Genomic DNA, 23,295 nt, shown 5'->3' with positions numbered 1-23,295 from the left:
CGGACATGAGGACATTGTCGATGGCCAAGCTTCCAATGTTCGTTGCCGCCGCCGTGCAGACGGCACCTGTTTTTCTGGATGCGGCGGCCACCACCGAAAAAGCATGTTCGCTCATCCGCGAGGCGGCCGCCAACGGGGCGAAGCTCGTCGCCTTCCCTGAAGCGTTCATCGCCGGCTATCCCTACTGGAACTGGATCATGAACCCGATCCAGGGCAGCACCTGGTTCCAGAAACTGCATGAAAGTGCCGTCGAAGTGCCTGGGCCGGAAATTCGCGCTGTTGCTCAAACAGCTCGCGAAAGCGGTATCAATGTCGTCATCGGCGTCAATGAACGGCCCCGCAGCAGCCATGGCACGATCTACAACACCATCGTCACGATCGGTGCCGACGGCCGTCTGCTCGGCCGTCACCGCAAGCTGGTTCCGACCTGGGCCGAAAAGCTCACCTGGGCCGGTGGCGACGGTTCGAGCCTAGTCGTTCATGACACCGATATCGGCCGTCTGGGCGTGCTCGCCTGTGGCGAAAACACGAACACACTCGCCCGTTTTGCCCTGCTGGCCCAGGGCGAAATGGTGCATGTGGCGAGCTACATCTCACTGCCCGTCGCCCCCGCCGACTACGACATGGCCGAGGCCATCCGCCTGCGCGCGGCAGCCCATTGCTTTGAGGGCAAGGTGTTTACCGTGGTGTCGTGCTCGACCATCACAAAAGAGATGATCGATACCGTCTGTGTCGATCATCCCGAGGCTCGCTCCCTTCTGGAGCGCAGGAACAGTGCTTTTTCAGGCGTTGTCGGCCCTGACGGGCGCGTGGTCGGCAACCCGCTGGTCGACGAAGACGGCATCGTCTATGCCGAGATCGACCTCAACCGCTGCGTCCAGCCCAAGCAGATGCACGACATCACCGGGCACTACAACCGCTTCGATGTCTTCGACCTGCGCGTCAATCGCAAGCCATTGTCGCGCGTTTCCTGGGCCGGCGAAGCACCTGAACACTGGCGTCGTGACAGCGAAACGACCGAGCCGTCCGAAACCGCAATCGCCGAAATTTGAGAGGCTTTGCCCATCGTCTATCTCGGGCGGAGCATGACGTGTTCAGGTAGGCAGATCGCGCCCGGCTTAGGCCGAGACAGCCGATAGACGGCTTTTCAGATTGAGGAGGTCGACCGTAGAGGCGCCGCCTCGGATGGCCTCGCGCATGACGGCCTCCTTGGCCTCGCGTTCGCGTGATGCCGTGATGACGCTGGTGATGTCTTGCCGTCGCACCACCACCACGCCGTCTTCGTCGCCAAGGATTGCGTCTCCCGGTTCGACGGGTTCCCCCGCAAGGCTGATTGGGCGGCCGATGGAGCCCGGTCTGGCCTTGGTCGTGCCTTTGATGCACAGGCCGCGCGCAAAGACCGGAAAATTCATCTGCTTGAGGGTTGCAGCGTCGCGAACGCAGCCGTCGATGATCAGGCCGAGAATGCCCTTGGCAAGGCAGGCTTGAGCAAGCAGGTCGCCGAAGGGGCCATCGTCCACCGAGCCCTGATGATCGATGACGAGAACGTCGCCGGGCTGCGCCACGGCGATCGCGGCGTGGATCATCAGGTTGTCGCCGGCCGGGCAATGCACCGTCAGGGCGGAGCCGCAGACGCGCATTGCCGGGTCAAGCGATTTTAGGGCGCTCGATACTGCTCCGCGCTGCCCGTTCGCCTCGTGGATCGTCGCCGCGGAGAACGCGGCGAGTTGCTCCAGCAGCGTCGGATCGGGTCGCTCGAAATCAGCATCCATGGCCACGCCCCCGATCGGTTTGTCTTACGCGGCAGCCGTGCCGATACGTATGGTAAGCGGTTCCAGTCCGGCGATGGTGCCAACCAGTTCGTCGCCGGGTCCGACAGGTCCAACGCCATGAGGCGTGCCGGTCAGGATGATGTCGCCGGCATGGAGCTCGAAATAGGTCGAGAGGTTGGCGATGATCTCCGGCACCTTCCAGATCAGCAGGTTGACGTCGGAGTCCTGTTTTGCCTCGCCGTTGACGGTGAGCTTGATGCTGCCTGACGAAATGTGGCCGACCTTCTCGACCGGCGTGATCGGACCGCACGGGCAGGACTGGTCGAACGACTTGGCGATCTCCCAAGGCTTGCCGCTGCCCTGGATGTCGCGGCGCGTCATGTCGAGCCCAACACAATAGCCGTAGACATGATCGAGCGCTTCGGATTCGGGAATGTTGTAGCCGCCCGACTTCAGCACCACGGTCAGTTCCATCTCGTGGTGGAAGTCCTTGGTCATGGTCGCGTAGGGGATAGTCGCGCCATCCTGGACAATCGCGTCCGTGGGCTTTTGGAAGAAGATCGGTGGATCACGATCCTCGTTGCCACCCATCTCGCGCACATGGGCAACATAGTTGCGCCCGACGCAATAAATGCGGCGAACCGGAAACCGCTCCGCCTTACCTGCGACCGGCAGCGTTACCTGCTGCGGCGCCTCGACTACGAACCCATTGGCCATACCGGCTCCTCCCTGCTTGAACAATACCGTCGGAGCTAACCACATAACTTCGCGGATTGCATCAAGAATGTATGATTTTCGAAGTGGATGAATTTTGTGCATTGGTGCCAAGCATTCAGATAGACTGGCGTCGAGGCGGACGCATCGCCTTCGCTGTGGCTTTGGGTGTCGGTGGCACCCAAATTTGCTGGTTCAGCAATGAATATTCGACATTTTTGCTGTCCTGCTGGTGTTGAGCAGGGCCAGGACGGTAAATTCGATTGTCCAGATTGCATCCTTAAAATATGTTTTTGACAGATAATGTGAAAAATGTAGATTGTTTGAGGTTGCTAGTCGACGGAACAATTCCGCGCAGCCAGCCACGGGAGGAATAGAATATGAGAATGGGTACGGATCTACACCGAACAGTAAAATTGGTGCTGACAATGGCTTTGGCCTCGGTCGCAGGCACAGCTGGAAGTGCATATGCTCAAGAGACCAAGGTCACGATTGTCGTGCCCAATCCCTCGGCGATCAACAACTTCCCCCTGCATGTCGCGATCGGAGAAGGTTACTTCAAGGAACAGGGCCTGGACGTCACCGTGGAGGCGGTGAACGGTTCGGCTTCCGTGCTTCAGTCCATGGCGGCAGGCCAGGCGCAGATCGGCAATCCAGGCCCCGGACCGCTGCTCGGCGCCCGCGCGCGCGGCGAGGACGTGGTCTTCATCTACAATCAGTTCCCGAAATCCATCTTTGGCCTCGTGGTCAAGGAAGATGCGACGATCAAGACGCCGACGGACCTCAAGGGCACAACGGTCGGCGTCGGCACGGCCGACGGTGCGGAAGTGGGTTTCAGCCGTGCTATCCTTTCCAAGGCCGGGCTGGCCGAAGGCACCGATTACAAATTTCTCGCCGTTGGCGATGGCGGCACGGCTGCCGCGGCGTTCCTGAACAACGAGGTCGATTCCTATGCTGCCGCCGTCAGTGACGCGGCGATCATCGGTGCACGCGGTATCCCGTTGCGCGAAATCACCCCGGAAGAATTCCTGGCCTTCTTCGGCAACGGGTGGGCGGTCACGCGTAGCTACCTCGAGGCAAACCCGAAAGTCATCGAAGGCTTCGGCAAGGCGCTGGTCAAGGGAACGAAGTTCGGCCTGGATCCGGCCAACAAGGATGCCGTGCTCGCCCATGCGGCAGCCGGAAATCCCCAGGAAGGCGAGGACGCAAAGTTCGCTGCAGCACTCCTGACTGCGATCCAGGATCGCGTCACGCCGCTCGACCTGTCCAACGGCTATGGCTACCAGCCGCCGGAGCATTGGAAGATGTGGCATGAAAGCCAGGTGGCGACGGGTGCTCTGGCCAAGCCGCTTGACGACCTGAACGCGGCCTACACGAATGATTTCGTGAAAGCCTGGAACGAATGAACGCACTTCAGCGATCCGAATTCGACGGGGCCGGCCTGCCAGGCCGGCCCGTATACGAGCTCCGCGGCGTGGCGAAAAGCTACGCGCGCCGCTCCATTCACGCGCTCGACCGGGTCGACCTGACATTGACCGAGGGGAGCTTCTCCTCGGTCATCGGGCCCTCCGGCTGTGGCAAGTCCACGCTTCTCAAGATTATGGCGGGTGTCCTGCCGCCGACTGAGGGCAGTGTCTATCTGGAGGGCACGCCGGTCACCGGCACGCGCCGGGATATCGGCATGATGTTCCAGCAGGCCACGCTGTTTCCGTGGCGTACGACACTCGAAAACATCGTCCTGCCAATCGAGATTCGAGACGGCAAGAAGGCGGCAAGGGCCATACACGACGAGGCGAGGGCATTGCTTGATCTTGTCGGGTTGAAGGGCTTCGATGCCGTGCGCCCGAACGAATTGTCTGGCGGTATGGCCCAGCGCGCGGCGATCTGCAGGATGCTGATCACCAGGCCCGCCGTGCTTCTGCTCGATGAGCCGTTCAGCGCACTCGACGAGTTGTCCCGCGACTTCATGAACATGGAGTTGCAGCGCATCTGCATGGAACGCAACGCCACCGCGTTTTTGGTCACGCACTCCATTCCAGAAGCGGTGATCCTGTCCGATACGGTCTATGTCATGTCGCCGCGGCCGGGCAACTTCGTCGAAGCGGTCACGATCGACCTGCCACGGCCACGGACGCTCGACATGATGACAGACCCGAAGTTTGGCGAGTATGTGCGTCGCATCCGCGCAAGGCTCGACAAGGGAGCTTTCCTATAATGGTCGCAATTGACAATAAGGACCAACGTCCAGACACGATCTGGACTGAACATGTCTCCTTCATGGACCGGATTCCCCGCTCCATTGCCATGACCGGGTTACTGTTCGGCTTCATCGCTTTGTGGCAGCTGATCCATGTGTTGGGCGTGGTCTCGCCGATCATCTTGCCGGGGCCATGGGAGACCGGCGCCGACATAGTCTTCGTCGCTAAAAACCTGCTCTCCGGCGGCTATATGCTGGTGGCCATGTGGATTACCATCAAGGAGGTAATCCTCGGCTTTGCCATTGCCATCAGCATCGGCTTCTTGCTTGGCGTGCTGGTGGGCGAAACGGCTTTCGGCGAGCGCGCCGTTCTGCCCTATCTCGTTGCCATCGACACGATGCCAAAAGTCGCCTTCGCGCCGCTGTTTCTTGCCTGGCTGGGATTTGGCATCGCTTCGAAAGTGGCGCTGGCCGCCTTTATTGCCACCTTCCCGATCGTAGTGGGAACGGCCGCCGGCCTCTACGTGGCCGATGACAATGCGCGCATGCTGTTCAAGACCATGGGCGCCAGCCGATTTCAGACGCTGTTCAAGATGAAACTGCCGCTTGGCCTGCCGCAGATTTTCACCGGGCTGAAGATTGCAGCGGTCGGGGTCATGGCGGGTGCCATCACCGGGGAGTTTCTTGGCGGCGGCAAAGGCTTTGGTGAACTCATTCGCGTTGCCTCCTCACAGCTCAACACCCCAAGGGTGTTTTCATTGATCATTTTCCTCAGTCTTCTGGGGTTGACCCTGTTTTGGTCGGTCGTGTGGCTGGAGCGCAAGCTGGTTTTCTGGCACAAGTCCAGTGTGAGCGGAGGCGTAAGCAAGTGAGCCTTTGGGTGACAGATAGGGCAACGCATGACGCTGGTTGATCAGGCTCTTGCCGAGCAGAAGGCTGGAGAGGGTGGCCGTACCGAAAAGGTGACGACGGCGACCTTCGTGTACCAGCATCTTCGCCAGGACATCCTCAAGGGTGAGCTCAAGCCCGGCCAGAAGCTGCAGATCGATCAGGTCGCTTCGCGCTATTCGGCAGGCACGAATCCCGTGCGCGAGGCACTCAACCGGCTCTCATCCGAGCGCCTGGTCGATCGCCACGACCAGCGCGGCTTTTCGGTGCCTCAGCTGTCGCTCGAACGTCTCCGCGAATTGGTCAAGACGCGCTGCTGGCTTGAAGCGAAAGCGCTGGAGGAATCCATCGCTAATCGCACCCAGGCTTGGGAAGACAATGTCATCCTTACCTATCACCGCCTGTCGCGTACGAAGGTCCGGCTGCCCGAAGAAGGCGGCGATAATTCGGAATGGGAAATCAAGCATCGTGCTTTTCACAACGCGCTCATCGCGGCCTGCGGGTCCTCGTTGCTGATCAATTTCTGCAACGAGATGATGGATCACGCCGAGCGCTACAGGTACATATCCATGGTCATCGCGACCACTCCGCGCCGCGATTCCAACGAAGAGCATCGCCTCATCATGGAGGCGACGATCGACGGCAATGCCGAGCTGGCAAAAGAGCATCTGGTCAACCAGTATCTGAAGACCTTGCAGCTTCTGGAAGAGCAGCTTGAAATCGATGCAGCGACGTAGCATCCCGCAAAGGCTATCGCCCGATGGCGATCACGACTGTTGTTCCATAGGTCGAATAAGACGCGGGGACGGCAGCGAGTAAGTCGCGGCTGTAGAGTGCGTTTCGGGGGGCTGTCGCAAACGTTTCGGTAACGCACATCAGGCATCGAAGGCGCCTCACCATTTGAGGAACCCGCCATATTCAAAGGTCTCCATTTCGATCGCTCGGTGGTCCTGTTGTGCGTACGCTGGTACTTGGCTGACAACTTCAGCCTGCGCGATCCGGAAGAGATGATGGTCGAGCGCGGCATCAGCGTCGATCATTCCTGATCCATCGCGGGTCGCAAGCTTTTCGCCGTTGCTGATTGAACGGTTCAATCGGCGCAAACGTGCTGTCACTGGCCGCTGGCATGTCGATGAGACCTACATCAAGGTCAGCGGTCAATGGAGGTATCTCCACTGCACCATCGACAGCCTGGACGGTCGAGTTCCGATTCAGCGAAAGTCGTGATCTTCCAGCCGCCAAGTGCTTCCTGCGCAAAGCGCTGGAGTGCCACGGCAGGCCTGATCGCATCGTCATCGAAGGTTGCCAGACCAATCATGGGGCGATCGTGCCCTGCGATGCCGAAAACCGCCTGAAGGACAAATCGCAGCGACCGTTGAAGGCGATCCGCATTCGCCGGAGCAATACCTCAATAATCGCATCGAACAGGACCATCGCGGGGTCAAGCGGCGGGTACGATCGATGCTGGGGTTCAAGGCGTTCTCATCGGCGAATGCCACGTTGTCCGGCTTCGAGATGGTTCACATGATGCGCAAACGTCAGGGCGCGCCTTGCTTTCAATCCGGCGCCGACTCTCAACGAACAGTTCGAGGCAATCGCCGCCCGAAGTGGGTCTAGCAAAGGGCTAATTCTGACCGAAAACACCCCCAGTCATTGAGACGCTTGCGATTACAGGGGTGCTGAGCGGGGCAGGGAGGCTCGGCGCCCACGATAGCAAGGCAGTCGACGCGTGTCAGCGGGTTTTGAAGGTAATAGGGGATACCAGGTACAGGGGCGTAGATGGTGGAGGCGCTGGTATCGGCGAAGCCCGGCGCACCATCTTAAGAGCGATTTGATCCAATTTCGGATTACCAGAAGAAGAGGCAACTGAAGCTGAGAGGATTTCGCCGGCGGCAGTGAACGTGAAACTGATCTGGACTGATCCGTTGCCAGTCGCGTCGCGTTTTTGCCTGGCGATCCGACTCAAGACCTTTGCCTTCCATTGGGCGGAAGACATCGATTTGCCGCTGCCTTGGCCAGCCGCCGGTGCACGGGTGGTTTCACTGTCCTGCGCCGATTTCTGGGCCGCGGGACTGTTAGCCGGTTGTTTCTTCTCGACCTTGGGCTGCTTGACCGGCTCCTTCTCAGCCTTCTTTTTCTCGCGCACCGGCTTGGCGATGGGCTTGGGCTTTTCGACCTCCGGGCGCGGCTCGGGAATGGCCATGGCCACTTCAGGAAGCGGCGCTTCGACGAGATCTGGCACGACCTCTTCGACGGGCTCGCTCTCCGCGATTTCTTCCACCGGCTCGGGAGTTTCCTGGGCGACTTCCTCGACCGGCGTCGGCTCCGGCTCGACCGGATCGGGCGTGATGGTTTCCGTCGGCTCGACGCTTTCTGCGGCCTGGGAGTCGACAAGATCCGATGTCTCTTGCGGCACCGCCTCCGGCGCGAGCGCCATCGGTGCAAGGTCGATCATCACTGCCGTCTGACCCTGCGGCTCGTCCATCGTCATGGCAGGTTGCTGATGCAGGTACCAGGCACCGGCCATATGAACGGAAACGATGACCGCCGCTGCCGCTGACCAGAGAACGGCTTCACGACGGCTGACATTCCCGAAACTGAAGTCATCGTGCGGTGCCATGTTCATTGTGGCTGGCCCGTGGGTGACACGGGTGCCGTCGGCACCGCTTCGAGGCCGACCAGGGCTATCTTGAGATAGCCGGCACCGCGCATCAGGTTCATCACCTCCATCAGCTCGCCATAGTCGACGCCTCGATCGGCACGCAGGAAGATACGGCTTTGCTTGTCGCCTTTGGCGCGCAGGTCGAGCTCCTGCTGGAACGAGGGCCGGACCACGGTCTCCTGGCCGATGGCGAGGCTGAGGTCGTCTTTCAAGGTCACGTACAGCGGCTCTTGCGGCCGTGGTGAAGGGGTCGCCGTCGATGCCGGCAGGTCGACATTGACGTCGACTGTCGCCAGCGGCGCTGCAACCATGAAGATGATCAGCAGCACCAGCATGACGTCGATGAACGGCGTTACATTGATTTCGTGGTTTTCCTGGAGGTCGTCCTCGTCAGGCGATTGTCTGATGCCGCCAGCCATCTCTCCGTCTCCTAGACAGCTACAGCAGGAGCAAGCCGGCCGTTGGCCCGCACCGGCTCGTTGGCCGGGTGCGAACGTTCGGAACGCTGCGGCGGGTGTCGGTCGAGATCGCGGCTGACGAGCCGCTGCACGCCTGCTGCTGCGTCGGCCAGTCCCTGGCGATAGCCTGTGATCGAACGGGCAAAGACGTTGTAGATGACAACGGCGGGGATGGCGGCGATCAGGCCGACAGCGGTTGCCAAAAGCGCCTCGGCGATACCAGGTGCGACAACCGCCAGATTGGTGGTCTGGGACTCCGAGATGCCTATGAACGAGTTCATGATGCCCCAGACGGTGCCGAACAGGCCGACGAACGGCGCCGTCGAGCCGATGGTGGCGAGCACGCCGGTGCCGCGGCTGAGGCGGCGGCCTGCCTGCGCTTGGATGCGCATCAGGCGCGAATCGACTCGCTCCTTTATGCCTGAGGCGTCGCCATGGCCGAGCTCATGGCCCGACATTTCTATCTCTTCAACGGCGGCGCGAACCAGCACGCTGCCGATGCCTGCACGCTCTCCAAGGGCCTGAGCTGCATCCTCAAGCCTCCGGGCATGGAGGATGCCGCGCAGTGCCTTTTTCAGCCGCGCTTTGCTGGCGGCGATCTCGAGCGACTTGGCAAGCCACACCGTCCAGGTCATCAGCGAGGCGAAGGCAAGGCCGATCATCACGCCCTTGACCACCCAGTCGGCCGCCATGAACATGCCCCATGGCGACAGGTCGTGCGGTAAAACGCTTTTGGGGATGTTGGTGTCTGCTGGTGCGCCAACGGCCACGCCGGCCGGGTTGGCATCGCCAAGGGGGGCGGTCGGCGTCATGGGGATGTTGATGGGCGAGGCAGCCGCGCCGGAGGGCTCAGCCTGAGCTGGTGGCTGCACCGCCTCACCAGCGAGGCCCGTCGCTGGCGCGCTGTCAATATTCTGGCCAGGCACCGTTACAGAGGTTGGGGCATTTGCCGGTGCAGCCTGTTGCGCCAGGGCAGCACTTGCATGCAGGGCCATGGACAGTGATACGCCGAAAGCACCGGCGTACCGGCGCAGAGCCTTCGACCGAAAAGCACGCCCGGAGGTCTCGATAGCCCAGCTGTCCCGCATATCCCACGTCTCCCGATCGCAAACCAAGGTGGTTTCGAGGTCGTTGCAGGCGGTCGCGTCACCGGACACCGCCAAGTGAGCCGGGCTCTAACATTCTTGAGTATGATAATCAAGAAATCAGAAGCGGGCATGCCACTACATTTTTCCACTTGGCTTCTCGACCGAGCAGGCTTCGTTGCATGATGCACATTGGACTCTACCGCTCGTCGCTCCGCACGGCAGGCAAGCGGCGACGTAGCTCAACGTATGGGCACAGCGGCTAAAGTGAGGTCGCAGCGCGAGCGACGGCTCTTACTTATCCCTTTCCGATGTTTGACTGCCAGCGACGTCAGCCAATTCCGTTGAAAGCCAGATCTAACGTGGCACGAAAAAGAATGCCGTCCTGATCGGCCAGCGTCCGGCTGAACTCGAAGTGGTTCTGGCCCTTGGCAACAATAAGCTGGCTTGTCTTGCCTGCTTCCATCAGCCCGGCGTGCAGGGACTTCGCGTGCCGGCAGTACTCATCGGTTTCGCCGTCGCCATAGGCAACGATCATCGGACAGCCGATACGTTCAAGATGCCGTATCGGACTGAAGGTATCGACCTCGGTGGAACTCAATTGCAGATAGGCTCCGCGCGCGCTCAGCATAGGAGCCTCGAGATCATAGGCACCGCTCGCACAGACGGCCCCGCTGACGGTGCCAGGCGCGATCTGGCTGTCGGTCGCGACACTGAGTGCAGCCGCGACAAGATGTGCTCCAGACGAATGACCGGCAACAACCAATCGACCGACGTCGCAGCCCAACGCACTTCCATGGCGCGATAGCCAGCCGATCCCACGCTGCACCTGTCCCACCATGTCGGGCAGTCTTGCGTCAGGAATGCTGGCGAAATCGAGCGCCGCAAAATTGACCCCGGCAGCAACGAAGGCTTCGGCAGCAAACGCGCTGTCCATGCGGCTGAGCGCGCGCCAGGCGCCACCATGGACATAGACAACCAGCGGCGCATTCGCCTCACGCACCGAAAACAGGTCGATCCGTTCGAGCGGCCCGTCGCCATAGGAAAGGTTAAGGGGGGCCAGCTTTTGATGCGCGGCAATTGAAGCACTTCGATACCAGGCGATAATCTCGCCAGCATTGGGCGCCCAGGCACTCTGGTTGTAGTTGAGGTCAAGCCTAGCCTGGTCGTAGTCGAGGAATACCGGGGCAGCGGTCGTTGGGCTCATGGTTGGCTTTCAGTATCGGAAAAGGGCAGGTTCACCGCCGATAAACGACGCGACCGTCAACAATGGTGAGCTCTGCGTCGATCAGAGCCAGCTCGTCTGAGGCGCAGGTCAGGGGATCGGCGGAAAGCACGGCCAGATCCGCCAGTTTTCCCGCGGCGATACTGCCCTTCTCCTCTTCCTCATAAGTCAGTGTGGCACCACCTATCGAGGCGCATTCGAGCGCTTCCTCGCGCGTCAGCGCCTGGTCGGGCGCGATCAGCGCCCCAGTCCGGTCGCGACGGTTGACGGCATGGGCGATCGAATGAAACAGGCTGAGAGGGACATTGTCGCTGCCAAACGAGATCGGCACGCCGGCTTCGCGCAACGAACGCAATGGCACGATCTCGCTGGCTCGGTCCTTGCCCAGTTTTTCGACCAGCTCGCTGCCGCGTTTGTAGAGATAGGCGCTCAAATGAGTGGTGACGGCGAGGCCGAGATCGGCAACTTGCTTCACTTGGTCCGGCGTCAGGCTAACGATGTGCCCAAGCACCCAGCGCTGATCGGAGATCGGCACGATTTCATCGACCTCGGCAAACAGGTCGAGCATATTGGGTAGGATGCCGACGGCGCGGATACCGTTGCGGGCAGCCTCGACAAGCACTGTCTTGAGCGCATCGCGTGGCAGTGATGAGTTGTAGTGGAAGCCAGCCCATCCCGTCTGCGGAAAGGCAGCGCTGCGCAATTCGCGCTCCACCGAGTTGTCGATCTCGCCATAGAGGCCTGACATTCCCAGCCACTGATCGCCGAGCCCGCGGCCGGCCAGCCAATGGCCCCAGGATTTAAGCAGCGCACGGCAATCGTCGGGTGAGGTTGAACCCCACGCAGGGCTGAAGATCATGGACGCGCGAACCGTCTGCTGGCCCGAAGATCGAACCTGGCGGTAAGCATCGAGCACTTCCGAAGCGACGCCGTGCCCCTCGAACACGCTGGTCGTGCCGGCGCGGTTATATGCCCGCATCGAGGCAGCCAGGGCCGACACGCGCTCGGCCGGGGTGAAATGCGGCGCCTGCCGCATCAGCGATAGCTCGACCACCGGCATCTTGTTGGTTTCGATGAAAATGCCGTTTGGCTCGCCTGTCGCCTCATCACGACAGATTTCTATGGATTCGGTCGGTGCAACCGTCGCCGCGTTGATGCCGGCCAGCCTGAGTGCTGCGCTGTTGGCAATCGAGACCAGCGGCAGCGTTGAGCGCCAGTAACCCCAGATCGAGCGGACATAGACCGGATTGTTTGGCGCGGCGCGGTCGAGATCCCAACGGTCGGGAAAGCGGTTTTCCGCGATGCCCGACAGCACGTCCTCATAGCTGGGCGGCTCGCCGATCGGCATCGTCACGATCCACTCGCCCGGCATTTTGGTGGCGGCAATCGCTGCGATCTTTTCGACGATGTCTTCAATCGAATGGCAACCCGATAGCGATGGGAGTGTGCTCTTCAGGCCTTCGCGATCCATATGGGCATGGCCGTCGACAAGTCCGGCCACCACGGTGCGGCCAGCCAGATCGACGACCTCGGTGTCGGCGGTTGCCAGAGCTGCTATGGCAGCCGAAGTGCCCAAGGCGGCAATGCGCTGGCCGATGATCGCCACAGCTTCATGGATGCCGTCGTTAGCGACAACCTTGCCGTTGAGCAGCACGAGCGTCGGGCTGCAATTGGAAAACGCGGTGGCCATGGAAGTCCTCGAAATCTGCTGGTGTCTGACGTCGCAAGCAAGGGAAAGTGGCGACCCTAAAGCTGCTCAGGTGCCAAGGTCGGGTTTGTCGTGATATCGACCGCCACAAACACCAGCTTGGTCAGTTCGATGTGGGCGTCCAATAATGCGACTGCGCGGTCGACGTCATGATCGAGCGCTGCGTTCATCAGCTCGGTATGCGGCTCGAGCGCCAAGGCGGCGCGCAACGCATGGTAGGTTGTGCTTTCGCGCCATTCCGGTCCCTTTGATGCCGCAAGGCCAGGCGTGATCGCCAGAATGCGATGGTGACGGCGCAACTGGTCCTTGATCTGCATGTAGAAACGCATCAGCCACGGCGACTTGCTTGCCGAAAGCAGCGCCAGGTGAAACGCCTCGTGCCGCTCCTTCCAGTCGGTGATGACATGTTCCTCGGGGTTTTCCACCGGCGGCTTGCAGCGCGACAGGCGGAAATGGGCGGCCACAAGGGCTGTCTCCCATTCCTCGCCGCCATTGGCGATGGAGTCGGCCAGCATAGGCAGTTCGACAAGGCGCCTGGCGTTGGTCAGGTCGCTCAGCTCCTCCAGCGACACCGGCGCGACGGTGTAGCCCTTGTTGGCGCTAGAAATGACGAGATGTTCGGCCTCCAGCCGCGATAGCGCCTCGCGCAGCGGCGTCCAGCCAATGCCATAGGCGTCGCGCATGGCGCCGAGCTTGAGGGGCGCGCCCGGTAGCAGCCGGGTTTCCAGGATTTCCTGACGCAGGGTGCGATACGCAAACTCTGCCTTGGTGGCGACCTCGGATCCGTTCATACGTGCCCCTCATATAATCCAGTGTGTTATATATAACATACGTTGGGAAGTCGAATTATATATATCTATTGACATCTTCGATACGAGTCAGAATGATCGAAACCAAGGGGAGGCGCAACGGCGGCGCCCACAGTTACGACAGCAGAGGCGCGATGAACCAGGCAGTATCCATGAACGTGGCCAGTGTGCCGCTTGAGATCGAGCAGCGCGACGCGGCGGACCCGTTGCGTCACCTGCAGAAGCGCTTCCATCTTCCTCAAGGCATGGTCTACCTGGCCGGCAATTCTCTCGGCCCCGCTCCCATCGCCGCGTTTGACGACATCGAAACCGCGGTGCGCAAGGAGTGGGCCGATGGCCTGATCCGCAGCTGGAACGATGCGGGCTGGTTTTCGCTCGTCGACAGCCTGGGCGATCGCATCGGCGCGCTGATCGGCGCAGGCGCTGGCCAGACCGTCGCCTGCGACTCGGTTTCGGTCAACGTCTACAAAGCCCTGCATGCAGGCCTTTCACTGCGCCCTGGCCGGACCACGATCGTCGCCGAGGCCGGAAGCTTCCCGACCGACCTCTATGTCGCCGAGGGCGTCGTTGCCGGCCGTCCGGACATCAAATTACTGCTCGAAGGCGTCGACGCCGACAGGATCGAGGACTTGATCGACGCGCGTACTGCCGTCGTTCTCATCAACCATGTCGACTACAAGACCGGCGAACTGCGCGATATGGCGACCCTCACTCGCCTCATTCACGAGGCCGGCGCTATTGCCGTCTGGGACCTGTGCCACAGCGCCGGCGTGATTCCGGTCGAGCTCGACAATTCCGGCGCCGACCTCGCCGTCGGCTGCACCTATAAATACCTCAACTGCGGCCCGGGCTCGCCCGCTTTCATCTATTCCGCCACACGCCATCATGCGACCTTGCGCCAGCCGCTTACAGGGTGGTGGGGCCACGCCGCACCCTTCGCATTCGAGGTCGGATACCGCCCGGACAATGGCGCGCGTCGCCTTTTGTGCGGCACCCAGCCGATCTTGTCATTGCGCGCCATCAATGCCGGCCTTGCCGCCATCGAAGACGTCGATATGGCCGACATCCGCGCCAAGAGCCTGGCTATGAGCGATCTGTTCATCGAACTCGTTGATGAGACCTGCCGCGCCCACAAGGCAACGGTGGTGACCCCCAGCGACCACTCGCTTCGCGGCAGCCAGGTTTCGATTGCCTTCGAGAATGGATACTCGGTGATCCAGGCCCTGATCGCGCGCAACATCGTTGGTGACTTCCGAGCTCCCGACATGATGCGCTTCGGCTTTGCGCCGGCCTACCTCAGCTTCGCAGACGTCTACCGTGCGGCTGAGGCCTTCATCGATGTGATGACATCTGGAAGCTGGCGCGACGAGCGTTTTGCCACGCGCCGCGCCGTTACCTGACACATCGGCGCGTCCCACTGGGCGCGCCGATCCATACCGGTGGAACCGGATCGCGCCGTTCCAGAGGGCGGCGGCAACTTCCGCAACCCTTGGCTGCCATGGCCAAGGGTGACGCGGAGTATCAAGGGAGGGGAAATCCAATGTACAATATGCTCAAGAACGGCTTGGCCAGCGCCATGCTGATGGCCGCCACCGCCGGCATCACCGCGCCTGCGCAGGCGGGGGTGACCATTGACGCCGTCCGCCAGCGCGGCGAAGTCATCTGCGGCGTATCCACCGGCATAGGCGGGTTCTCGATTGCCGACAGCTCGGGCCAGTGGACCGGCCTGACCACCGACTTCTGCCGTGCCGTTTCGGCGGCAGTACTTGGCGACGCCGCCAAGGAGAAGTTCGTTCCGCTCAGCCCCCAGCAGCGCTTCACCGCCCTGCAGTCCGGCGAAATCGATTTGTTGACCACCGTTGCTACCTGGACGCTGACCCGCGACGCTTCGCTTGGTCTGCTCTATGCCGGGGTCTATTTCTATGACGGCCAGGGCTTCCTCGTGCCCAAATCGCTCGATCTCAAGAGCGCGCTCGATCTCGACGGCGCAAGCATCTGCACCGCCACTGGCACCACAAGTGAACTCAATCTCGCAGACTACTTCCGCGCCAACGGCAAGAAGTTCACTCCGGTCGTGTTCGAATCGCAGAACGAGGCGCGCGCCGCCTTCTTCTCCGGCCGCTGCCAGGCCTTCTCCGCCGATATGTCGTACCTGTCGTCGGTCCGCGCTTCCGACGCGCCGAACCCAGACGAATGGCAGATTCTGCCCGAGATGATCTCCAAGGAGCCGCTCGGTCCGGTCGTTGGCCGCAACGATCTCGAGTGGTACACGGTCGCCAAGTGGACTCTGATGGCGCTGATCGAGGCAGAGGAAAAGGGCATTACGCAGGCCAATATCGACAGCATGAAGGACAGCCAGGATCCGGCCATCCAGCGGCTGCTCGGCACTTCCGGTGACATGGGCGAAAAGCTTGGCCTCGACGCCGGCTGGGCTTATCGCGCCATCAAGCGTGGTGGCAACTACGGCGAGATCTTCGAACGTAATGTCGGCCCGAAGACGCCGCTGCGCATGGAGCGCAATGCCAACGCGCTGTGGTCGCAAGGCGGTCAGATGTACGCCCTTCCCGTGCGATGAGACGATGACGGGCGCAACTCAATCAATGCGTTCGGCGGGAGGCTGGAGCGATCCGGCCTTTCGCGCTATCGCCACCCAGGTGATGGTGCTCGCGCTCGTCGCGGGCATAATCGCGTTCCTCGCCATCAACCTGATCGGCAATCTCGAAGAGCGCTCGATCCGCACCGGGTTCGGCTTCCTCTGGCAGGCCTCAGGTTTTGAAATCGGCCAGAGCTTCATTCCCTACAGCGCCAGCTCCTCCTTCGCCAAGGCTCTACTCGTCGGCCTGCTCAACACGCTGGTCGTCGCTATCCTTGGCATTGTCTTGTCGACCGTCTTCGGCACCATCGTCGGCGTCGCCTCACTATCGCGAAATCCGCTCGTCAAGCCGCTTCCCACCACCTATGTCGAGCTTGTCCGCAACGTGCCGCTGCTGCTCCAGCTTTATGTCTGGTATGCGGTGCTGACGCAGATGTTGCCGGCCGCATCTGCTGCGCCGCAGCTTCTGCCCGGCCTGTACCTCGCCAAGAGCGGCCTGCATTTTCCCATCCTGCATTCCGGCGCCGGCCTCGTCCTTGGCGGGCTGATCGGAGGTGCTGCCGCCGCCATGGCCTACGTTTTCTGGTCGCGCCGCCGCGCCGACCTGACCGGTGCGCCCGCGCTGTTGTGGCCGCGGGCCTTGTTGCTGCTCGGCCCGGCGATGGCCGCGCTGCTGTTCCTTGCCGCCACAACGCCTTTTGACGTGCCTGAGCCGACACGATTCGGCTTTGCCGGCGGCGGACTGGTGACCCCGGAGCTGACCGCACTGTTGATCGGCCTGTCGCTCTACAACGCAGCCTTCGTCGCCGAGATCTTGCGCGCCGGCATCGTGTCGGTCAGCCGCAGCCAGTCCGAGGCAGCAGCCTCGCTCGGCCTTAGCCGCGCCCACACGCTGCGTCTGGTGATCATCCCGCAGGCGCTGAAAGTCGCCGTGCCGCCGCTCGCCAGCCAGTATTTGAACTTGGCCAAAAACACCTCGCTCGCCATCGCCATCGGCTATCCCGACCTGATGTCGATCGGCAATACGATCATCAACCAGACCGGCCAGGCCATCGAGGTCATCGCCATCCTGATGGGTGTCTATCTGACTATGAGCCTGTCGATCTCGGCCTTCATGAACTGGTACAACGCGCGTGTCGCGCTGGTTGGTGTGAAATGAGTGTCGCCGTCCCGAAACTGCGCCAGCGCCTGTTCGGCTCCGTCGGCAACTCGCTGCTGACACTGGCGATGGTCGCCGCATTCGTCATGTATGTGCCGCCGTTGCTGCGCTGGGCCTTCATCGATGCGACATGGGTAGCGGCCGCCCCGGACGTCTGCCGCGCCAATGGCGGTGCCTGCTGGTCGTTCGTCCACGAAAAGTATCGGCTGATCCTGTTTGGCCGCTACCCCTATACTGAACAGTGGCGCCCGCTCGCCGCTTTGGCGCTGGCAATCATCCTGGTGCTTGCCAGCTGCTCGTTGCGTTTCGGTTGGCGCACCGTCGTCGCCGGCTGGGCCATCGGCGTCACCGCCATCATCGTGCTGATGCGCGGCGGTGCACTTGGCCTCGAATTTGTACCGACCGACCTTTGGGGCGGCCTGCCGCTGACCGTCTTCCTCGCGCTCGGCGGCATGGTCGGTGCGTTCCCGCTCGCCGTTGTGCTGGCGCTTGGCCGCCGTTCGCGCCTGCGCGTCGTCAAGTCGATCTGCGTCGCCTTCATCGAAATGGTGCGCGGCGTGCCCCTGGTCACGGTGCTCTTCATGGCCTCGTTCATGATCCCGCTGTTCCTGCCCGGCAAGGTACAGGTCGACGCATTGTTGCGCGCGCTCGCCGCGATCACCTTGTTCAGTGCCGCCTATCTCGCCGAAGCCATCCGCGGCGGCCTCCAGGCTGTTCCTGAAGGGCAAGGGCAGGCAGCCGAAGCCCTTGGCCTGACCTACTGGCAGACCTCGCTTTTGATCGTCGTGCCACAGGCGCTGCGCCATGCCATACCCGCCATCGCCAACCTTTTCATCGGCTTGTTCAAGGATACGTCGCTGGTCGGCATTGTCGGCCTCACCGATCTGCTGCTCGCTACCAAGCAGGCACTTGGCGATCCGCAATGGCGCAGCTTCGCGCTCGAAGGCTACATTTTCGTCGCCTTGATCTATGTCGCGTTCTGCTTCTTCATCTCGCGCTACAGCCGCTCGCTAGAACGACGTTTGCAACATGGCTGATGGTCCCGACCAGTAGTCATGCTGCAAGGCGCGCCTCCTCGGCGATAATTCCGTTGTTTCGACGACGTGGGTCGCGCGAGATCAAAGTTCTGGTCAACCGATACATTCGGTGAACGGCCGAGTTTCCTTATTGATAGGAGGCACATGTGGCCTCCTATCTGCTAATTGGCCGCCGCTCGTCTGCCGTCAGTTGGCAGAGACCGCCATCACGCTTGGGCGTGCAAATTTCTCTCGCGCCAAGACAAGCAGGATCACCAGGAAAGCTGCTTCCACCAATGCAAAGGCAATGAAGGCTTCGGAAAACGAGCCGCCGGAGGCTCGGATCACCACACCCATCATCCACGGCGACACGAAACTCGCCGCGACGCCAAGGACTTCCGCATAGCCGATTGCGACGGTGGCCAGATCGTCCGCGTATTTCTCGGTAAGTAGAGCGAAGATCGCACCGCCACCAAGCACCGCAATGCCGCTCAGGCCAGCCATAACCAGCAGCCAGCCGAATGACATCGGATAGATTGCCGCGGCGGTGAAGGCGAGGGCGGTCATCAGCGCCATCGCAGTGCCGAACTTGATCATAAGGGCCTTGCCCACGCGATCGGCCGCGTAACCGCCGAGAACCAGGAACAGCACCTGCGACAGCCCCATCAACGTGCCGATAACAGCAGCGCTTTCGACCGGCATGTTCTGTACGGCGATGAAGGCCGGCACGACCCAGGTCGCCGTTCCGGCGATGGCGAAAGTGCAGGCCGCGATGCCCAGGCCGCCGACGATGATCCACTTCGAGCGGAAGATGACGCTGATCGGGATCGATGCGCCACGCGGCAGCGGTGGCTCCCAGGCAAAGCCGTGGATGCCGATCTCGGCTGGCCCATTGCGGGCGAACAGGCAGTTGACGAGCGCAACCGCCAGCGTTCCGGCAGCGAGTACGGCGAAGAATGTGCGCCAGCCAAAGGCTATGGTCAGCGGAATTCCGAGCGCGAAATCAAGCGTGATCGCCAGGCTGTATGCCGCCAGGATGAGGCCGATGATGCTGCCGCGCCGTGACTGCGGAAACCAGCCAATGACCAGCTTCATGTTGCCGAGAAAGATCGCAGCGTCGAAGAAGCCAATGAAGAGACGCAGAGCAACCAGCTGACCATAATTCTGCACGTAGATCTGCAGGACCATGCCCATGCCGGTCCCGGCAAGTCCGATCAAGAGCATCATGCGCGCCGTCATGTGCCGGCTTATTTGCGACCACACGACCATGCCGATGCCATAGGTCAGCGCGAAGATCCCCTGCGCGAAACCGGCTTGAGCCGGGTCCAGTTGCAGGGTTTCGGAGATGAATGGAATGACTGCGGCGAAGGCATACCAATCCGCGGCAAGGAAGACCTCGCATACCAGCGCGAGTGCAAGCATGCCGATTTGCCATCGCCTAATGCGCGACCGGTCGTTTTTTGTAATTGTGTCCCAGTTCATCGTCCGTCCCCTGTTGGAAAATCTGGTCTTGTGTGTGCGGCTGCCTATCTTTTGCAGCTTCGTTTTTGAGCCGCGGCCCATTTCCGCGGGTGTTCCCGCCTGCCGCGACTGAGGCAGGCGGGTAGACCTGTCGCTGTCAGGACTGCGGCGGCAGGAAATTGACCTCATGCTCGGCTGCGATACGCATGATTTCAGCGGGATCGCCGACATTGTGGATGCGGTCGAACAGTCCACGCAGGACCCGCGTCGGCGAGACCCAAAACAGGCAGCGCACAGTGCTGGAGGACTTGTTGAAGATGCCGTGCGGCTCTCCCATCGGCATACGGATCAGGTCGCCTGCGGTTGCAATCACTTCCTTGCCGTCGAGCCAGAGGTCGAGGCGTCCTTCGAAGACCGAGACAAACTCGTCCTGGGTCGGGTGCGTATGGGGCGGAACGAAGGTGCCGGGGGGCAGGATCGCGTGCCACGCCATGGAGGCATCCGATTGTTGTTTCAGAGTGTATGTCTGGCCAAGAATGCTCCAGACGGTGCCGTCATAGGCTTCGTCGCTCTTTGTCACGCCGGCCTGCATTACAATCATGATGTCGTTGTCCTTGTGGGTTGGTGGTTCGTCGTTGAGGGTGCCGTCAGCCGGCGAGAAAATCGCGGAGCAGGGCGGCTGCCTGCGGCGCTTCTTCAAACAGGAGGTGCCCGGCGCCAGGTACCAATTCGAGGCGGGAATTAGGGATGCGCTTTTGCCAGGCGTCTCCCTGCGCGGCCGGCCGCATCCGGTCTTCACTGCCCCAAAGCAGCAAAGTGGGAGCAGCGATGCGACGAAGCCAGGCGCCAAGTTTCGGGTTACCTTGTGGTTCGATGGCAAGCAGGCGCCCGAGTGCCGCCATCTCGCGCCCAAGCGACGCGCCAAATGTGGGGTCTTGCGTCTTTGGGAAATATCCAAGCGCGACGCGTGGATCATGGGTCAGGTAGCCAGGAAGTTCGGGCGGGCTGACGGTGGAAAGGTCGGGTGCCGGGTATTCGCCCACGACCAGACCGGCGGGTGAAATCAGTGCCAGCCGACGCAGACGGCTGCTTTGACGAGCCGCATACTCGGCCGCGATCCAGCCGCCGAGCGAGAAGCCGGCAAGGTCGAACGCTTCGAGCCCAAGCCGGTCAAACAGATCGGCATAGTGCAGTACATAGTCATCGATTGAGGTGATGCGATCGTCATCTGCTGAGTCACCAAACCCTGGATGATAAGGAATGATGACTTTCGCGCTCGAGGCGAGCGTGCGGGCGAACTCGAAGCCGGTAAACGTGCCTGCGCCATGCAAGAAGACCAGAGGAAAGCCTTCGCCGATACTGTGCACGACGGTGCGAATGCCGCCGATTTCGTACTCTGCGCGGTCAAAACCGGCCAAGGCCGGAAAGGGTCCGGGTTGCGGTGTCATGATCTGAAAACTCCCTTTTTATTCGGCGGCGGCACAACATGGCCGCCCGGCGAGCCCGGCAAACTGGTCAACGGCGTCGATGATGCGCTTGAGCACCATCGGGTTGGTCGGAACGCCATCGGTAAAGTCGGTTTCGCTGGCATAGATCGCTGTCGGGATGGTGCAGGCTTCGAAAAAGCCAAATAGTGGTCGAAGCTGATGCTCAACGACGAGGGAATGGCGCATGCCGCCGCCCGTTGCGGTCAGAAGCACAGGTCGGTTGATCAGCGCGGACGGGTGGACAAGGTCGAACACGTGCTTGAACATCCCAGCATAAGAACCCTTGTAGACTGGGCTGCCGACGATCAGCGCGTCGGCGTTTTCGATTGCCTCCACAATCGATCGAGCCTGTTTGTTCAATCCGGCCGGCGAACAGGCGGCCAGCCCTTCGCCGGCGTCCACCAGATCGAAGATCTCGACGGAAAAGCCATGGCGCTGGCGGATTTTTTCGGAAACGGCTTCGACAAGCGCACGTGTTTTCGACGGCCTCTGCGCATTGCCGCAGAAGCCGATGACTTTGACACCGGTCATCCAGATCTCACTCCCGTATGGAACCACCAGATCTTCATCGACCTGTTCGGCGGTTCGCCAACTCCCATAAGCGTTCAGTTTCCGAAGGGCGTGCGTCTCCGGCAAGCCCCCCAGTTGAGGGGGTTGCTGACGCATCGCCCGATTGGAACAGTGCCGGGAGAAAGCGCCGGCTGGTACGACCGGCAAGGCGCAGACAAGCAAGGGTGGAGCCTGTGAACATGTCAGTCGTCGAGTTCAAGAAAAACGGAAATCCGTCGCTGGCCGAGATGGCCGCGCGTGTCGAATCCATACTGCCGGCGATCGAGGCGGCTGCAGAAGAGAGCGAGCAGCTGAACAGGCTATCCGATGCGACATACATGCTTCTGCGTGATGCAGGTCTCTACAGCATGATGATGCCAAAGGAGGTTGGTGGCGCTGAACTGTCTCACGTTGACGCGATGCGGCTTGGCGAACGCGTGGCATGGGCGCATGGTTCTGCTGGCTGGTGCGTGATCGTGAACAACGCGGTCGGCGGTGTGATGTCGCTGTTTGTCTCAGAAAAAGGCGCCGCCGATATTTTCGCCGAGGGTCCCGATGTCATGGTTGCCGGAAACGGTGTGCCGCGCGGCTATGCGCGGCCGGTCGAAGGCGGCTACATGATCCGCGGAAACTGGGCCTATGGCAGCGGCATTCATCATGCAGCCTGGATCCATTCCGGCTGTTTCGTTACCGAGGCGGACGGCAAGACCATGGTCAAACAACCCAATGGTCAGCCGGAAATCGTCATCACCCATCACCCGCGCGATACCATCAAGCTGAAGGGCAATTGGGACGTACTCGGGCTACGCGCCACAGGCAGTTTTGACTACACGCTTAAGGATGCCGACGAACTCTTTGTGCCCAATCACCTCTGTTATGGCTTCAACGCGGGTGATGCCAAGCGAGGTGGCCCGCAGGGTAGCCTGGGGCTGGTCGGCTATACGGCCTGGGGTCACACGACCTGGGCGCTTGGCGTTGGGCGGCGGATGCTCGACGAGCTTGCCAAACTGGCAGCGGTTCGCGTCGACGCGTTTGGCAAGATGAATGAGAGCGCAAGCTTCAAATATGAGTTCGCCCGCGCCGAGGCGCGCTTCCGCTCGGCACGTGCCTTTGCCTATCAGGCCTGGACAAGCATGGCCGAAACCTTCGATGCCGGCCGCGAAGCCTCTGTCGAGCAAATCGCCGATGTGAAGCTTGCGATGCGTCATGTCCATGACGTCATCTCCGATGTCGGCACCTTTGCCCATCGCGCGGCGCGCGGTGCTTCACTTCACAACGGAACGATGCAGCGCTTTTACCGGGATATCCATTCGGGCACCCAGCACATCCTGATGGCTGACGAGATCGTCCAGGAATGCGGGCGCGTCTATCTCGGCGCGGTCAATGCCGATGCAAAATGGGGCGTCTTTGGTGTGGATGGTTAGATAGTGGCGTAACGGCCGGCTTCGCCGCCGCAGTCAGCTTGATTTTTGCCGGGGTTGCTGGAAACTCACCTTGGCAGAAACGCTCGCT

General features: G+C 61.2%; 23 protein-coding genes and 1 pseudogene. 11 read left to right on the top strand and 13 right to left on the bottom strand.

What is annotated here, in order from left to right; translation table 11 throughout:
• Positions 1-20: 20 nt before the first annotated feature.
• A complete protein-coding gene (locus tag AC1DLV_RS03645; RefSeq protein ID WP_476798211.1) occupies positions 21-1,052 on the top strand; it encodes a carbon-nitrogen hydrolase family protein in 1,032 nt (343 codons plus the stop codon).
• Between the two features lie 66 nt (positions 1,053-1,118).
• Here AC1DLV_RS03645 and AC1DLV_RS03640 read toward each other — a convergent pair whose 3' ends face one another.
• Together AC1DLV_RS03640 and AC1DLV_RS03635 are read right to left on the bottom strand one after the other, a co-directional pair.
• Positions 1,119-1,772 carry a 4-carboxy-4-hydroxy-2-oxoadipate aldolase/oxaloacetate decarboxylase gene (locus AC1DLV_RS03640; protein ID WP_476798210.1) on the bottom strand — a complete coding sequence of 218 codons (654 nt, stop codon included), beginning with the start codon at positions 1,770-1,772 and terminating at the stop codon, positions 1,119-1,121.
• 24 nt (positions 1,773-1,796) lie between these two features.
• Positions 1,797-2,489 carry a fumarylacetoacetate hydrolase family protein gene (locus AC1DLV_RS03635; protein ID WP_476798209.1) on the bottom strand — a complete coding sequence of 231 codons (693 nt, stop codon included), beginning with the start codon at positions 2,487-2,489 and terminating at the stop codon, positions 1,797-1,799.
• A gap of 425 nt (positions 2,490-2,914) precedes the next feature.
• Between AC1DLV_RS03635 and AC1DLV_RS03630 the strand changes: the two genes are divergently transcribed.
• The 4 genes from AC1DLV_RS03630 (at position 2,915) to AC1DLV_RS03615 (ending at position 6,308) form a co-directional block, all read left to right on the top strand.
• Positions 2,915-3,892, top strand: coding sequence for an ABC transporter substrate-binding protein (locus AC1DLV_RS03630; RefSeq protein WP_476789249.1), 978 nt, complete (start codon positions 2,915-2,917; stop codon positions 3,890-3,892).
• A gap of 68 nt (positions 3,893-3,960) precedes the next feature.
• Complete coding sequence (locus AC1DLV_RS03625) at positions 3,961-4,701, top strand: ABC transporter ATP-binding protein (RefSeq protein WP_476798208.1); 741 nt, start codon at positions 3,961-3,963, stop codon at positions 4,699-4,701.
• Positions 4,701-5,555 (top strand): ABC transporter permease, encoded by an 855-nt coding sequence (locus AC1DLV_RS03620; RefSeq protein WP_476798207.1) that lies wholly within the window; start codon positions 4,701-4,703, stop codon positions 5,553-5,555. The genes AC1DLV_RS03625 and AC1DLV_RS03620 overlap by 1 nt, the downstream gene beginning before the upstream one ends.
• A 27-nt stretch (positions 5,556-5,582) precedes the next feature.
• Entirely contained in the window at positions 5,583-6,308 is a 726-nt protein-coding gene (locus tag AC1DLV_RS03615) for a GntR family transcriptional regulator (protein ID WP_476798206.1), read from the top strand.
• A 156-nt stretch (positions 6,309-6,464) separates the two neighbouring features.
• On the opposite strand, the gene AC1DLV_RS03610 is transcribed toward AC1DLV_RS03615, so the two are convergent.
• Complete coding sequence (locus AC1DLV_RS03610) at positions 6,465-6,611, bottom strand: hypothetical protein (RefSeq protein WP_476836125.1); 147 nt, start codon at positions 6,609-6,611, stop codon at positions 6,465-6,467.
• Here AC1DLV_RS03610 and AC1DLV_RS03605 point away from each other — a divergent pair.
• Positions 6,543-7,228 (top strand): annotated as a pseudogene (locus AC1DLV_RS03605) (IS6 family transposase). The gene AC1DLV_RS03610 and the pseudogene AC1DLV_RS03605 sit on opposite strands and share 69 nt — an antisense overlap.
• 75 nt (positions 7,229-7,303) lie before the next feature.
• Here AC1DLV_RS03605 and AC1DLV_RS03600 read toward each other — a convergent pair.
• From AC1DLV_RS03600 to AC1DLV_RS03575, 6 genes are all read right to left on the bottom strand, one after another.
• Positions 7,304-8,197: a TonB family protein gene (locus tag AC1DLV_RS03600; RefSeq protein WP_476798205.1), complete on the bottom strand. Its 894-nt coding sequence runs from the start codon at positions 8,195-8,197 to the stop codon at positions 7,304-7,306.
• A complete protein-coding gene (gene exbD / locus AC1DLV_RS03595) occupies positions 8,194-8,652 on the bottom strand; it encodes a TonB system transport protein ExbD (protein ID WP_476798204.1) in 459 nt (152 codons plus the stop codon). The genes AC1DLV_RS03600 and exbD overlap by 4 nt, the downstream gene beginning before the upstream one ends.
• An 11-nt stretch (positions 8,653-8,663) precedes the next feature.
• Complete coding sequence (gene exbB, locus AC1DLV_RS03590) at positions 8,664-9,686, bottom strand: tonB-system energizer ExbB (protein ID WP_476836119.1); 1,023 nt, start codon at positions 9,684-9,686, stop codon at positions 8,664-8,666.
• 421 nt (positions 9,687-10,107) lie between these two features.
• Positions 10,108-10,983, bottom strand: a complete 876-nt coding sequence (locus tag AC1DLV_RS03585; RefSeq protein ID WP_476798202.1) for an alpha/beta hydrolase — start codon at positions 10,981-10,983, stop codon at positions 10,108-10,110.
• A 31-nt stretch (positions 10,984-11,014) separates the two neighbouring features.
• Positions 11,015-12,691 carry an amidohydrolase gene (locus AC1DLV_RS03580; protein WP_476798201.1) on the bottom strand — a complete coding sequence of 559 codons (1,677 nt, stop codon included), beginning with the start codon at positions 12,689-12,691 and terminating at the stop codon, positions 11,015-11,017.
• 56 nt (positions 12,692-12,747) lie between these two features.
• On the bottom strand, positions 12,748-13,500 hold the full coding sequence (locus AC1DLV_RS03575) for a GntR family transcriptional regulator (RefSeq protein ID WP_476798200.1): 753 nt from the start codon (positions 13,498-13,500) through the stop codon (positions 12,748-12,750).
• Between the two features lie 152 nt (positions 13,501-13,652).
• Here AC1DLV_RS03575 and kynU point away from each other — a divergent pair, with 152 nt between their 5' ends.
• From kynU to AC1DLV_RS03555, 4 genes are all read left to right on the top strand, one after another.
• Entirely contained in the window at positions 13,653-14,918 is a 1,266-nt protein-coding gene (gene kynU / locus AC1DLV_RS03570; protein WP_476798199.1) for a kynureninase, read from the top strand.
• A gap of 140 nt (positions 14,919-15,058) precedes the next feature.
• Positions 15,059-16,093, top strand: a complete 1,035-nt coding sequence (locus tag AC1DLV_RS03565) for an amino acid ABC transporter substrate-binding protein (protein WP_476798198.1) — start codon at positions 15,059-15,061, stop codon at positions 16,091-16,093.
• 25 nt (positions 16,094-16,118) lie between these two features.
• Positions 16,119-17,270, top strand: a complete 1,152-nt coding sequence (locus AC1DLV_RS03560) for an amino acid ABC transporter permease (protein ID WP_476798197.1) — start codon at positions 16,119-16,121, stop codon at positions 17,268-17,270.
• Complete coding sequence (locus AC1DLV_RS03555) at positions 17,267-18,307, top strand: amino acid ABC transporter permease (RefSeq protein WP_476798196.1); 1,041 nt, start codon at positions 17,267-17,269, stop codon at positions 18,305-18,307. Before AC1DLV_RS03560 ends, AC1DLV_RS03555 begins: the two co-directional genes overlap by 4 nt.
• A gap of 186 nt (positions 18,308-18,493) precedes the next feature.
• Here AC1DLV_RS03555 and AC1DLV_RS03550 read toward each other — a convergent pair whose 3' ends face one another.
• The 4 genes from AC1DLV_RS03550 to msuE form a co-directional block, all read right to left on the bottom strand.
• Entirely contained in the window at positions 18,494-19,708 is a 1,215-nt protein-coding gene (locus AC1DLV_RS03550; protein ID WP_476798195.1) for an MFS transporter, read from the bottom strand.
• 196 nt (positions 19,709-19,904) lie between these two features.
• Positions 19,905-20,348, bottom strand: coding sequence for a cupin domain-containing protein (locus tag AC1DLV_RS03545; RefSeq protein ID WP_476798194.1), 444 nt, complete (start codon positions 20,346-20,348; stop codon positions 19,905-19,907).
• A gap of 46 nt (positions 20,349-20,394) precedes the next feature.
• Positions 20,395-21,165: an alpha/beta fold hydrolase gene (locus AC1DLV_RS03540; protein ID WP_476798193.1), complete on the bottom strand. Its 771-nt coding sequence runs from the start codon at positions 21,163-21,165 to the stop codon at positions 20,395-20,397.
• 48 nt (positions 21,166-21,213) lie between these two features.
• Positions 21,214-21,765 (bottom strand): FMN reductase, encoded by a 552-nt coding sequence (gene msuE / locus AC1DLV_RS03535; protein WP_476798192.1) that lies wholly within the window; start codon positions 21,763-21,765, stop codon positions 21,214-21,216.
• Positions 21,766-21,983: 218 nt separating this feature from the next.
• On the opposite strand from msuE, the gene AC1DLV_RS03530 reads away from it, so the two are divergent.
• Positions 21,984-23,207, top strand: a complete 1,224-nt coding sequence (locus AC1DLV_RS03530) for an acyl-CoA dehydrogenase family protein (protein ID WP_476798191.1) — start codon at positions 21,984-21,986, stop codon at positions 23,205-23,207.
• Positions 23,208-23,295 lie beyond the last annotated feature (88 nt).

It is taken from the genome of Aminobacter sp. 01T433, assembly GCF_056398585.1.
The sequence above is the reverse complement of the archived record's forward strand: the minus strand, read 5'-3'. Positions and strand labels throughout refer to the sequence as shown.